This window comes from Sphingomonas sp. Leaf33, assembly GCF_001421785.1.
Taxonomy (GTDB): Bacteria; Pseudomonadota; Alphaproteobacteria; order Sphingomonadales; family Sphingomonadaceae; genus Sphingomonas.
Window position 1 is genome coordinate 1 of the sequence record NZ_LMLB01000011.1, and the last position, 12,165, is coordinate 12,165.

The 12,165-nt window shown below is 69.2% G+C and carries 11 protein-coding genes and 1 tRNA gene; 5 read left to right on the forward strand and 7 right to left on the reverse strand.

The window, feature by feature from the left end:
- Positions 1-307 precede the first annotated feature (307 nt).
- Positions 308-643, forward strand: a complete 336-nt coding sequence (locus ASE86_RS12650; protein WP_056427550.1) for a hypothetical protein — start codon at positions 308-310, stop codon at positions 641-643.
- Positions 644-687: 44 nt separating this feature from the next.
- Positions 688-2,490, forward strand: coding sequence for a DUF885 domain-containing protein (locus ASE86_RS12655; protein ID WP_056427799.1), 1,803 nt, complete (start codon positions 688-690; stop codon positions 2,488-2,490).
- Positions 2,491-2,766: 276 nt separating this feature from the next.
- On the opposite strand, the gene ASE86_RS12660 is transcribed toward ASE86_RS12655, so the two are convergent.
- From ASE86_RS12660 to ASE86_RS12675, 4 genes are all read right to left on the reverse strand, one after another.
- Positions 2,767-3,111: a PilZ domain-containing protein gene (locus ASE86_RS12660; RefSeq protein WP_056427553.1), complete on the reverse strand. Its 345-nt coding sequence runs from the start codon at positions 3,109-3,111 to the stop codon at positions 2,767-2,769.
- 11 nt (positions 3,112-3,122) lie between these two features.
- Positions 3,123-4,754 carry a pilus assembly protein TadG-related protein gene (locus ASE86_RS12665; RefSeq protein ID WP_056427556.1) on the reverse strand — a complete coding sequence of 544 codons (1,632 nt, stop codon included), beginning with the start codon at positions 4,752-4,754 and terminating at the stop codon, positions 3,123-3,125.
- Positions 4,751-5,191: a TadE/TadG family type IV pilus assembly protein gene (locus ASE86_RS12670; protein ID WP_082441908.1), complete on the reverse strand. Its 441-nt coding sequence runs from the start codon at positions 5,189-5,191 to the stop codon at positions 4,751-4,753. Before ASE86_RS12670 ends, ASE86_RS12665 begins: the two co-directional genes overlap by 4 nt.
- A gap of 101 nt (positions 5,192-5,292) precedes the next feature.
- Positions 5,293-5,949 carry a hypothetical protein gene (locus ASE86_RS12675; protein WP_056427562.1) on the reverse strand — a complete coding sequence of 219 codons (657 nt, stop codon included), beginning with the start codon at positions 5,947-5,949 and terminating at the stop codon, positions 5,293-5,295.
- Positions 5,950-6,226: 277 nt separating this feature from the next.
- On the opposite strand from ASE86_RS12675, the gene ASE86_RS12680 reads away from it, so the two are divergent.
- Positions 6,227-7,378 carry a hypothetical protein gene (locus ASE86_RS12680; RefSeq protein ID WP_056427566.1) on the forward strand — a complete coding sequence of 384 codons (1,152 nt, stop codon included), beginning with the start codon at positions 6,227-6,229 and terminating at the stop codon, positions 7,376-7,378.
- 126 nt (positions 7,379-7,504) lie between these two features.
- On the opposite strand, the gene ASE86_RS12685 is transcribed toward ASE86_RS12680, so the two are convergent.
- The 3 genes from ASE86_RS12685 to ASE86_RS12695 form a co-directional block, all read right to left on the reverse strand.
- Positions 7,505-7,578: transfer RNA gene (locus ASE86_RS12685), tRNA-Gly, on the reverse strand.
- A 144-nt stretch (positions 7,579-7,722) separates the two neighbouring features.
- Complete coding sequence (locus tag ASE86_RS12690; RefSeq protein WP_082441909.1) at positions 7,723-10,035, reverse strand: putative bifunctional diguanylate cyclase/phosphodiesterase; 2,313 nt, start codon at positions 10,033-10,035, stop codon at positions 7,723-7,725.
- 5 nt (positions 10,036-10,040) lie between these two features.
- Positions 10,041-10,649 carry a hypothetical protein gene (locus tag ASE86_RS12695; RefSeq protein ID WP_056427569.1) on the reverse strand — a complete coding sequence of 203 codons (609 nt, stop codon included), beginning with the start codon at positions 10,647-10,649 and terminating at the stop codon, positions 10,041-10,043.
- A gap of 103 nt (positions 10,650-10,752) precedes the next feature.
- Between ASE86_RS12695 and ASE86_RS12700 the strand changes: the two genes are divergently transcribed.
- Entirely contained in the window at positions 10,753-11,628 is an 876-nt protein-coding gene (locus ASE86_RS12700) for a DUF3034 family protein (RefSeq protein WP_056427572.1), read from the forward strand.
- 27 nt (positions 11,629-11,655) lie between these two features.
- On the forward strand, positions 11,656-12,144 hold the full coding sequence (locus ASE86_RS12705; protein ID WP_056427575.1) for a group I truncated hemoglobin: 489 nt from the start codon (positions 11,656-11,658) through the stop codon (positions 12,142-12,144).
- The last annotated feature ends 21 nt before the right edge of the window (positions 12,145-12,165 follow it).

Genomic DNA, 12,165 nt, shown 5'->3' on the forward strand with positions numbered 1-12,165 from the left:
CCCGGTAGCTCGTCAGGCTCATAACCTGAAGGTCACAGGTTCAAATCCTGTCCCCGCAACCAAACCAAAACATCACAAAAGCCCCGAACGCACCAGCGCTCGGGGCTTCTTTGCGTTTCCGACGCCGGGCGCTGCATCAATGGATGGCAACAGCACGCCGCATCGACCAGCCCGCTCCGGATGATCCACAAGCAGACGGCGATGACGATGATGCTGACCGGTTGCAACGCGTCGATCGGGCGTTACCCTCAACCCCGAGCCTCCCCGGCATCGGGCCGAGAGGAGGGCACTGCGAGGATTCCCTGCGATGACGCTCAGCCTTTCTCTGGTCGCTGCGACCGCCCTGTCGATGTCGGTGCCGACGCAGGACACGGCCACGCCGGCGGCCCCGACCGTTACCAGGGCGCCAGCCGCCGCGCCTGCGGCGGCAGCCCGATTTTCGCTCGACACACCGGTCGAAACGTTGGTGGCCGATGCCCGAGCGAAGGCGGTCATCGATGGCGCCGTGCCGGGCATCGCGGCGCATCCGATGTATGAGCAGTTCAAGGGCATGAGCTTCAACCAGCTTGCGCCGATGGCCCCGGGCCAGCTGACCGCGGAGACCATGGCGAAGCTGAAGACCGGCCTGGACGCGGTCAAGTGAGCGACGGACGCTCGGCAATGGCGGAGATGGCGGGCGCCGGTGGCATCGATCGTCGGTCGATGCTGAGGGCGGGCGGAGCGGTTGCCGCGACGGCGGTGGTGCCCGCCGCGGTGATCGCGCAGGCGCCGGCCGGGTCTGGCGATGCGGCGCTGCGGGCCCTGCTCGACCGGTTCTTCTACGACCGCTTGGCCGAGCGTCCCGAACAGGCCACCGCGCTCGGCCTCGATACGGGCGAGCGCGCGGGGCTGCGGTCGCGGTTGGGCGACGAGACGCGCGCCGGCGTGCAGCGCTCGCTCGCGCGTAGCCGCGCCGAACAGGCGGCCTTGCGGCGGATTGACCGCGCAACGCTCTCCGACAGCGCGGCGATCGATTACGACGTCGTCGATTACCAACTGAAGCTGGCGATCGCGCGCGGTGCGTTCGACTATGGATCGGGCAATTCGCCCTATGTCCTGTCGCAGCTGTCGGGACCGTACCGGTCGATCCCCGAATTCCTGGATGGCCAGCACCGCGTCGCGAGCCGTGCGGATGCCGACGCCTATCTTGCGCGCTTGTCCGCATTTCCGCGGGCGATCGACCAGAGCGTCGAGCGCGCCCGCGCCGATGCGGCGAAGGGCGTCGCGCCGCCCGATTTCGTGCTCGACCGCATGGTGCTGCTGCTTGCCGAGCTGCGCGACAAGCCAGCGGCGGAGACGACGCCGGTCAAGGGCTTCGTCGCCAAGCTGAAAGCGGCCGGGCTGCCGCCGGCGCTGGGCGTGCAGGCCGAGGCGATCATGACGAGCGCCGTGTTCCCCGCGCTCGACCGCCAGCGCGCTTTGGTCGGCGATCTGCGCGCAAAGGCGACGCACGAGGCGGGATGCTGGCGGTTGCCGCAGGGCGATGCGCTCTACGCCCATCTGGCCGAGGCCTCCAGCACGGTGCCGCTGTCCGGCGACGAGATACACCGCCTGGGGCTGGCGCAGGTCGCCGAGATCGGCGCGCGGATCGATACGATCCTGAAGGCGCAGGGGATGACGAGCGGGACCGTCGGCGAACGGCTGGTCGCGCTCAACCAGCGACCCGACCAGCTCTTCGCCAATACCGATGCGGGCAAGACCGCGCTGGTCGCTTTGCTCGACACGCAGATCGCGGCGATGGCCAGGCGCCTGCCCGAACAGTTCAGCTATGTGCCGAAGGCCGAGGTCGTCGCGCGTCGCGTGCCGCCGGCGATCGAGGCGGGCGCGCCGGGGGGGGATTACCAGGCGGCGACGCTCGATGGATCGCGCCCGGGCGTCTATTTCATCAACCTGAAGGACACGTTCGACCGGCCGAAGTTCGGGCTGGCGACGCTCAGCCATCACGAAGCGGTGCCGGGGCATCATCTGCAGGTGATGACCGCGCTGGAGAGCAAGGACATTCCGCTCATCCGCCGCCGCAGCGGATTCAGCGGCTATAGCGAGGGGTGGGCGCTGTATTCGGAGCAGCTGGCCGACGAGATGGGCATGTTCGACGGGGATCCGCTAGGGCGGGTCGGCTATCTGCAATCGCTGCTGTTCCGCGCCACGCGACTGGTCGTCGATTCCGGCCTGCACGCCAAGCGCTGGAGCCGCGAGAAAGCGACCGACTACCTGATGGCGACGACCGGCATCGCGCGCAACCGCAGCCAGAACGAGATCGATCGCTATGTCGTCTGGCCGGGGCAGGCGACCAGCTACAAGATCGGCCACACCAAATGGGTCGAGCTGCGCGACGCGGCGAAGGCGAAGGCCGGCGCCAACTGGGACCCGCGGCAGTTCCATTCGGTCCTGCTGCTGGGGGGGATGCCGCTCGCGGTGCTGGAGCGCGTGGTCAGGGCGCGGATTGCTTAGCGGCGCCTGAAGGACCTGTACTCAGTCAGGACGGGGTCGTGACGGAGCCGATTTCGGTTCGGGGCAAGAGGTGAGAAGCGGAGCGATGCTGATGCATCGTGACCTCAGGACTTTCTTGGCTCGCGACGCCGCCCCGGGGAAAAATCGGCCCGCGGCGGCAGGAAGGCGCTGGTCGTCATCGCTTGCTTGCAGGTAGCGCCCTACGCGCTGCGCTACACTCCTCGCCAGCGCCTTCCCGCGGGCGATCACGATCCCCGTCCTGACTGAGTCCAGACCCTAAGCCGCGTCGCTGCGTTTCGCGCGGTATCGGGCGGCGAGGTGGTAGAGCACCGATGGATGGATCGGGTGAGTGAAGCGCAGGCCGACGTGCCAGTCCTCGCTCCACTCGATCGTCGTCGCGACGGCCGCGAAGCCCGGCAGGCGCAGCTTTGCCGCCCGACCCGGTCGCACGCGGAAGCCGGTGTGCATCCGGCACCCGGCCGCCGACAGGTCGAGCACCGTGACCGGCAGCCAGCACGATCCCGCCTCGAACATCTCGGCGGCGATCTCGACCGGCCAGCGGACCGGTTCCCATTCTGCCGTGGCGGTCTGCCGGTGATCCCGGCGGCGATCGTTACCCACAGTCCCGTCCCTCATCCGACCAGTACCGGCACGCCGCAGCGCACGCCGTTCACGCGCACATCCGCCTCGCCCAGGCGCAGCCCCGCCAGCGACAGCGTCGCGTCCAGCAAGGTGTCGAGCGCCGGCGCCGCCAGCGACAGGGTCGTGCCGAGCGTCGCGGTCAGCAGGCCCGCGGACAGCCCGAGGCCCAGCACCGACACGCGGATGTCCGCAGTTCGCAGCAGCGATGCCGCGATTCCGCCGACGATGTCGTTGGTCTGCACCGACCTGACGCGCCCGGCCGCCACGTCGTCCGCGCTGAACCGCACCGATTGCGCGGCGACCCCGCCCAGCCGGATGTCGGCAAGCACCGTCGCGTTGACCAGCGGCAGGCTTGCGACGGTCGCGCGCCGCAGCGCCAGCGGTGTCGTGAAATCGGAAAAGTCGCTGCCGTCGATATCGGCGATCGCGACCCGCCCGAGGGACGGCAGCACGTCCAGCGTCGCCGCGGGCCCCATCGCGCGCGAACAGTCCACCCGCGTCAGCCGCGCCTCCGCCGATGCCAGTTCGGCGACGATCGGCACGCGGATGGTGCCGAGGCCCAGCGGCGCGCTCGCCAGTTTCGTATCGAGCAGGATTCGCGCCTGCGCGGTGCGGACGGTCACCTGTCCGGCACGGCCGACCGCAATCCACGGCGACGACGCGGGCCGCTCGCCGATCTCCACGCGATAGGTGGCCGCAGCCAGTCCGGCGATGCCCGGCGACAGCGCGATATCGACCTGTCGCGCCTGACCGCCGATCAGGATCGCCTCGCGCAACAGCGATAGCGTCCCGACGGTGATCGGCCGGGTCGGATCGGCGCTGGCGCTTTCGGCCAAGGGGCCTAGAGCGATGACATCGCGCAGCCGCACCGTGCGGTTCGCCAGACGCCCGACCAGCCCACGCAGGATGCGGGCGGCGTCCGGGCTGGACGTCGTATCGGCCAGCGCCCCGACCGCATCGGCCAGCTGGACGTCGGCGGCGGCAAGTTCGCCGAAGGTGCCGATACCGACACCCGCCCGGCTGTGCAGCGCTTCGAACCAGCGGAGCAGATCGACATCGGCGGCGGCAAGGGCATTATAGTCCATCACCGAGAGCGACAGGTCGCTGCCGCCCAGCGCCGACAGGACGGCATTGGCGATCCCGCCGTCGACGCCTGCCAGCCGCGACCCGACCGAGATGGCGGCGGTGTCGATCCGCGCGGCGGTGGCGGTCGCGGTGATCGCGACATTGGGACCGATGCCGAGCACACGGCCGAAGATCGTCTGGCTGCCTCCTTCGATCGTGACGCGCGCGGCGTCGGGCGCGATCCAGTCGGTCTGGAAGCGCGCCTCCACCGCCACGCGCGGATCGGCCAGGTATTTGCCGGGCGTGACCGACACCAGCGTCGCTCCGGCATTGGGCGGCAGCGCCAGTACCGCGCGAGCGCCCTCCTGCCCGGTCAGCGGCGCGGCGGCGGCGGCCATCGCGGCGGCATCCGCGATGCCCTGGACGCGGCGGCGTTCGAGGAACAGGTTGGCGGTGTCGATGCCCAGCGCGCCGACCGCAGTCAGCATCGTCAGCCCGCCGGCCATCAGGATCGAAATATTGCCGCGCGTGTCGCGCCAGACCCGCAGCCGCCTCACGGCCGGCTCACCAGGATGGCGGCGGTCCTCGCGATCCGCGTCGGCGGCTTGGGAATCAACGGCATCGCGAGCAGCGCGTTGCCGGTCGCATCATAGGCGACGGTGACGGCCAGCGTGCTGCCGTCGTCCGCCACGGCGACGGCGACGCGGCTGGCCGGGATTTCATAGCTGCGGCCGAGCGTCGTCGTCGCGGTCTGCTGCGCCAGCGTCGCGCGTTCGCCCGCGGTCAGCCCGGCAACCGCGGCGCGCGCGGCTTCGTTGGCGCTCTGCTGGACGACGTTGGCGAGCGAAAGCCACGACCCGTAGGAAACGATCGCGAACAGCAGCATCACCAGGATGGGCAGCGCCAGCGCCATCTCGATTACCGCGACGCCGCGCTGGTCACGCCACACATGCCGGATCGCTCCGCCGCCAAGCAAGGTTCTGGTCCCACCCATGACCGGCAGGATGACGAAACTTCGTAAGCAATCCGCGGATCGCAGCGGACCGTGGAAATGCGTATTTTGCGATAAGTTTCCGGAATTTATAATCGTGGTCGTCAGGCGCAGGCGAGGGGTTTGTCCCGCGATGCGTCGATGGCGCGGTCCAGCGCCTCGCGAAAGGCGGCAACGGCGATCATGCGGGTGTCGCCGAAGACACGGACGTCACCGCACCGGCGGCGGGTCGATCCGCGGTTCATCGCCCAGCGCAGGGCGACGCTGGAACCGTCGTTCAGGATGACGCCGTCGATCAGCGGCTGGTCGGCGCTGGTCATCGATGCGCGCATCTCGATCGCCAGATCGTCGGCGAGCGCCGCCGCGACCGGATCGCCGCCGCCACGGATCATCAGGTTGGCGGGCCGCGCGACCGATGTCGCCGTAACGACCGGCGCCGGTCCACCGGTTCCCGCCGATTGCGCCACCGACCGTTCGACCGACCGCAGGCCCAGCAGGTCCGTGGCCGCGACCACCGTCAACGTCGCGGTCAGCGTCGCCACCGCCAGCATCGCCTTGGCCGGCATCGGCATCTGCGCGCGCACGATCAGGGGCAGGGTGACGATCGCGATCACTCCCGCGCCCAGCGCCAGCGGCGTCCCCGCCGCGCCGTGGACCAGGATGGCGACTGCCAGCACCCCCTGCACGAAGACCGCTATCGCCAGCGCCTTGGCCGGCCCCGACCAGTCCGGTGCCGCATCGGGGGTGTAGGGCAGATACATGACGGACGGCCTTGCAGACGAGTGAGCCACCCATCTCTAGCTGTCCGCGATGATCGGCCCGCCTATGACCCGAAACCGCCGATCCGCGAAAATATGTAATTCGCATCGGCGGCTTTGGCTGTCCGCGAATAGAAGGAGATGCTGCTGAAGATATGCTGTTCCAGGTTGGACCGACGTCAGGTGGAGCCAGATCATGACAGCGGCGCGGTGTAGAGGCCGCTGAAGTGGACGGCGCGTCGGTCGTAGGGGATGGCGAAAGGATGCCTCGGACGCGTATATGGGCGGGTTGCTCGATCGGTTGCTGGATAACCATACCGCGGTCGGTGGGCACGCGCTGTTGCTGTCGGCGACACCCTATCCGGCGCTGTCGGGACGCGGAGCGCCTCCGCGTCCGGCGACGGGTGGCACGCGCGGTGACAAGCGCGTGCGGGTCGAGAGCGTCGGGCTGATCGCCGATCCGCAGGCGGTCGCCGACCGCGCGGTCGCCGCCGCGCGGGCCGGGGCCGCGGTACTGGTCGTGCGCAATACCGTGACCGACGCGGTGCCGGTCGCGCAGGCGGTGGCGGCGATGGCGCCCGACCTGGCGTTCGAGGTCGCCGGCGTGCCGACGCTCCACCATAGCCGGTTCGCGCGGGATGATCGCGAACGGCTCGACCGCCGGGTCGCGGCGCTGTTCGGCAAGGGACGCACCGCCGGCGGATGCGTGCTGGTGGGCACGCAGACGCTGGAACAGTCGCTCGACATCGATGCCGACCTGCTCCTCACCGACGTGGCGCCGATCGACGTGCTGCTCCAGCGCATCGGGCGGCTGCACCGGCACGCGCGCGCGGATCGCGGGGCGTTCGCCGACGCGCGCGTCGTTCTGCTGCGCCCGGCGGAGCGGGACCTGTCGGCGCTGCTCGGCCGGGCGGGACGCCACGGGCTGGGCCGCGTCTATCCGAACCTCGTCCGGATCGAGGCGACGCTGCGGCTGCTGGAGGCGACGCCCGACATCGCCATCCCGCGCGACAATCGCCGGCTGGTGGAAGGCGCGCTGCATCCCGATATCCTGGCCGCGATCGTGCGCGACCTGGGTCCGGACTGGGAGAATCACGCGAATCGGCACGCCGGGGCGGTGTTCGCCGAAGGCCAGTCCGCGCGCCAGGTCGCGCTCGACCTGTCCCGGCGCTTCACCGACCTGCTCTACGCCGACGACATGACGGCGGTGACGACCCGCCTCGGCGCGCGCGACCTGCTGATCGACCTCGACCCGCCGCTTGCCGGACCGTTCGGCCACGCCGTTCGCCGCATCGCGATCCCCGGCTGGATGGCGCATGATATCCCCGCCGACGCAAAGCCCGAACGGACCGGCGACCGCGACTTCCGACTCGGGTCACACCGCTTCCACTACGACCAATGGGGCCTGCGACGAGTGGCGGACGGCGCGTGATGTGCTCCGGGCCGCCGGCAAGGTTCTTGGAAGCGCTGGAGCGTGTGAAGGGAATCGAACCCCGAGCGCAGCCCGGCAGGGCGAAGCGCCATCAAATCAACGAGGGTTCGCCACTTACGGCAAAGGTGGAGCGGGTGAAGGGAATCGAACCCTCGTCGTAAGCTTGGGAAGCTTCTGCTCTGCCATTGAGCTACACCCGCATTTCAACGGCTTGGCGTCGAAACGGCATCTGCTGGCCGCCGGGCCGAACGGCGGGCGTCGAGCGTCTGCGAGGGGCGCAATGACACGGGGGCCGTCCCGTCGTCAACACTCATGGCGGCGGACCGGCGCGGCCGCGGTCCGGGTCAGGCCCGCAGGCGGGCGAAGTCGTCCTGCGTCGTGTTCAGCATCCGGTGGACTTCGGTGTTCGAGATCGGCTTGCTGAAATAATAGCCCTGGATGTGGCTGCAGCCCTGTTCGCGCAGGATGTCGAGCTGGTCGGAATTCTCGACCCCTTCGGCGGTCGTCTCCATGCCCAGCGCCTCAGCCAGCGTCGTGATCGACTTGATGATCGCGGTCGCGCCGCCGCCGCCGTTCAGCAGGTCGATGATGAAGCTGCGGTCGATCTTGATCTTGTCGAACGGGAACGCACGCAGATAGCTGAGCGAGGAATAGCCGGTGCCGAAGTCGTCGAGCGCCACGCGTACGCCCAGCGCGCGCAGGCTGTGCAGCGACGCCAGCGTCGATTCGGGATTGTCGATGAACAGGCTCTCGGTGATTTCCAGCTCCAGCCGCTGCGGCGGCAGGCCGCTTTCGGACAGGGCCTGGAGGATGACCGCGGACAGGCCGGGGTTGCGGAACTGCACGGGCGAGACGTTCACCGCGATGCGGACGTCGTCGGGCCAGTTGCGCGCGGTGCGGCACGCCTCGCGGATCACCCATTCGCCGATCGGCACGATCAGGCCGGTATCCTCGGCCAGCGGGATGAAATCGACCGGCGACACCATTCCGCGGGTCGGGTGGTTCCAGCGCAGCAGTGCCTCGAACGCCGAAATCCGCGTTTCCGCCAGGTCGAACAGCGGCTGGAACATCAGCGATAGCTGCCCCTCGGCGATGGCGTCGTGCAGGTCGAGCTCCATCTGCCGGCGCTTGCGGGCCTCCGCATCCATCGCGGCTTCGAAGAAGCGATAGCCGCCGCGCCCGTCGTGCTTGGCGCGGTAGAGCGCCAGGTCGGCGTTCTTGGCCAGCGTCACCGGGTCGCTGCCGTCTTCGCCCAGGATGGCGATGCCGACGCTGGTGCCCGGCACGATGCGGTGGCCGTTGACGATACAGGGTTCGGCGACGACGCGGATCAGCTCGTGCGCCATTCGGTCGAACGTGCGGTGATCCTCGAACAGGACGAGCGCGAATTCATCGCCGCCCAGCCGCGCGACGAAGCCTTCGCCGGCGAAGTCGGTCAGGCGGCGCGCGGTGTCGCAGAGCAGGGCATCGCCGGTCGGGTGGCCCAGCGTGTCGTTGACGACCTTGAACTGGTCCAGGTCGAGGCAGAACAGCGCCTGGCGCCGGGCGGTGCCGTCGCGGGCGAGGGCAGTGCCGAGATATTCGCGCAGCAGCACGCGGTTGGCGAGGCCGGTCAGGCCGTCGTGCAGCGCCATGTGGGTGATCTGCCGCTCGCGCGCGCCGATGTCCTCGACCATCCGGTTGAAGCTGGCGGCAAGCGCGCCGATCTCGTCGCGGGTCGTCACCTCGACCTGCGTATAGTCGCCCTTGGCCGCCGATCTGGCCGCCGCCTTCAGCGCGATGATCGGGCGGGTGATGCGCCGCGCCAGCAGGAAGCTGCCGGCGCCGGCCAGGCCGACGCCGACGATGCCGCAGCCGAGCAGCAGCCAGAGCATCGGGCGATAGTCGGCCAGCGCCCTGGTCACGCTGTGCTGGAGCAGCAGCATCTGGGGTTCGCCCGCGCGGAAGGACGCGATGGGCGACGCCTGGACCAGCATCCGCGTGCCGCCGACGACCTGTTCGGTGGCGATGCCGCTGCGCTGGGCGGCGGTCAGCGTCGTTGCGGGCACGATCCGCGGGGCGAGATCGATCGACGACAGTTTCGCCAGCCGCGCCATCTCGCCCGCATCCAGCGCGTTGCCGAATACGACCCAACCGATCGTGACCGGCGCCTTTACGGCGGACGCTGCGGCATTGAACTGCCGCGTGCCGATGCGCAGGACGCCGCGCGTGCGGCCGTCCTCCAGCGCCTCCAGCAGGTCGTTTGCGTCCCCCGCCGACAGCGCGCCGCGATAGCCGACGATCGTACCGTCCACGCCGACGAAGAATGCCTGGTCGAGGTTCAGCCGGCTGCGCAGCGATTCGAGCGCCGATCCGATCGTCGGCGCGTCATCGGTCGCGACCGCGCTGCGAAAGCCGAAATCGGCCGCCAGCACGGTGCTCGCATCGCCCAGTTGCGCGTAACGCATCGCCGCCACGCGATCGAAGACCTTGGCGCTGGCGGTCATCTCGCTGCGGATCATGTGTTCGGCGTAGCGGCTGATCCCCGCCTTCGCGCCCGTCAGGATCAGCCCGACCGCGACCGCGAACAGCGCGCTGTAGAACAGCGTCAGCTTGGCCGACAGCGATCCGCGGACCAGTGCTGCGACACGCGGCAGGGAGGGGCGACGCGGGACCATGGTGCTTACCGCAGCGTCACGGCGATGCGCTTGGCGATGTCGCCGGCCACAGGCACGTCGAGGGCAAAGGTTGCTTCGTTCAGCCGCGACTTGAGCCGCGGGTGCCAGACCGTCAGCACCGCCCGCCCGCCGGTCACGCCGGCGATGCGCGTGTCGCCGGCCGCCGCCGTCTTGCCGGCGAACGGCGTGTCGACGACGCGGATGAAGCCCGACATCGAATCATGGATGTTGCAGCCGAGCGCCACCGTGCCCGGCGTCGTGAAGGTATAGGTGCGGCTCTGGTCCTGGCCGAACAGCTTCAGCTCGAACTTCGCCGGCTTGGAAAAGCTGTAGACATGGTGGCGCACCTTGTCCTGGTTGGGGAAGGCGACGGTCGCGCCGACCGGCACGATCAGCGTGCCCGGATTGAACGCGATGTTCTTCTGCACCATCGCATTTGCCCAGGGAAAACGGATCGGGCCGGCGGGCACGCCTGTGCCCGGGTGGATGGTGACGACCGCGTCGGGCACCGGCTGGCCCGCGGCATCGACGATGCGGACGGCGACCGTCCCGGCCTCGGCCGACATCGGTGCCAGGACTGCGCTCGCCGCGATCAGGAAAGGGAGGGGCTTCATGCCGCCCGCTCTACGGCGTGATGCGTCAATTACGGGTTAAAGCCGGAATGGCAGCGATTCCGCCTTAGGGCGATATTTACCAGAACCGGGGGATAGGCGGGCCATGCGCTTCTCGACCGCCACCTCGCTCTACGTATTTTGCGCAACCCTGGTCGCGACGCCCGCCGCCGCACAGGATGTCGGCGCGCCCGGCAAGCTGTTGCTGACCAACGGGATCGGCACGATCGAGGGGGCGGCCGGCGGCGGGCTGACGCCTTGGGCGGTGATCGCCGGCAATGCGACCAAGGACGGTGTCGGCGGCCAGGCGAGCGCGACGATCGTGGCACTGCCCGATTACGACGTCGCCGCCCTGTCGGGTGCGATCGGCGGCTGGAACCGGATCGAGCTGAGCTTCGCGCGCCAGATCTTCGACACCAACCGCGTCGGCGGGGCGCTGGGTCTCGGCAACGACTTCAAGTTCGACCAGAATATCTTCGGCGCCAAGGTCCGGGTGGCCGGCGATGTCGTCTATGGTGCGACATGGATGCCGGCGATCGCGGTCGGTGTGCAGCACAAGGACAGCCTGGACGATGCCGTCGTCCGCGCAGTCGGGGCGAAACACGGCGCGGGCACCGATTATTATGCCAGCGCGACCAAGCTGTTCCTGAACTGGTCGCTGCTCGCCAACGTCACCGTCCGCGCGACCAAGGCCAACCAGAACGGCCTGCTGGGGCATGGCGGCACGCTGGGCGACACGCACCGCGTGCAGATGGAAGGATCGCTGGCGTACCAGCTGTCGCGCCGGCTGGTCGTCGGCGCCGAATATCGCAGCAAGCCGAGCAACCTGGCCATCGCGCGCGAGGACGACTGGGCCGACGCGTTCGTCGCTTACGGCGTCAATCGCCACGTCACCGCGACGGTCGCCTATACCGACCTGGGATCGATCGCGACGTTTGAAAAACAGCGCGGTGTGCTGTTCCAGTTACAGGGCGCGTTCTAGACTCATCGCTTTCGGAGCCGACTTTCCATGTTTCTCGCTATCGCCCTGGCCCTCGCCGCCGCCCCGCAGGACCTGCCCGCCCCGCACCACATGCCCGGCGAGGAATCGGTCGACCCGTATACGCCGTCGCCCGCCAATGCCGGGGCGACGCCGTTTTCGGGCGACGGCATGGCCCGCGCCTTCCACGGCCAAGACGGCATCCGCCGCATCGTCGACCGCTTCGTCGCGAGCAATTTCGCCGACCCGCGGATCGGCGAGATCTTCGCCAACCAGGACAAGGTCCGGCTGAAGCGGACGCTGTTCGAACAATTCTGCTACATCCTGAACGCCGGCTGTTCCTACACCGGCCGTGACATGAAATCGGCGCACAAGGACATGGGCGTGCAGCAGGCCGACATGAACCGGCTGGTCGAAAACCTGCAGGCGGCGATGCGCGCCGAGGACGTCGGCTTCGCCGCGCAGAACCGCTTTCTGGCGAAACTGGCGCCGATGCGCCGCGACGTGGTCGGGCGATAAGCCGGGCGGCCGGGGGTTGCC

Bases quoted from the DNA above. Each gene is read 5' to 3' on its own strand.
- ASE86_RS12650 (WP_056427550.1), top strand. From the start codon at position 308: ATGACGCTCAGCCTTTCTCTGGTCGCTGCGACCGCCCTGTCGATGTCG.
- ASE86_RS12670 (WP_082441908.1), bottom strand. From the start codon at position 5,191: ATGGGTGGGACCAGAACCTTGCTTGGCGGCGGAGCGATCCGGCATGTG.
- ASE86_RS12675 (WP_056427562.1), bottom strand. From the start codon at position 5,949: ATGTATCTGCCCTACACCCCCGATGCGGCACCGGACTGGTCGGGGCCG.
- ASE86_RS12680 (WP_056427566.1), top strand. From the start codon at position 6,227: ATGGGCGGGTTGCTCGATCGGTTGCTGGATAACCATACCGCGGTCGGT.
- ASE86_RS12690 (WP_082441909.1), bottom strand. From the start codon at position 10,035: ATGGTCCCGCGTCGCCCCTCCCTGCCGCGTGTCGCAGCACTGGTCCGC.
- ASE86_RS12695 (WP_056427569.1), bottom strand. From the start codon at position 10,649: ATGAAGCCCCTCCCTTTCCTGATCGCGGCGAGCGCAGTCCTGGCACCG.
- ASE86_RS12700 (WP_056427572.1), top strand. From the start codon at position 10,753: ATGCGCTTCTCGACCGCCACCTCGCTCTACGTATTTTGCGCAACCCTG.
- ASE86_RS12705 (WP_056427575.1), top strand. From the start codon at position 11,656: ATGTTTCTCGCTATCGCCCTGGCCCTCGCCGCCGCCCCGCAGGACCTG.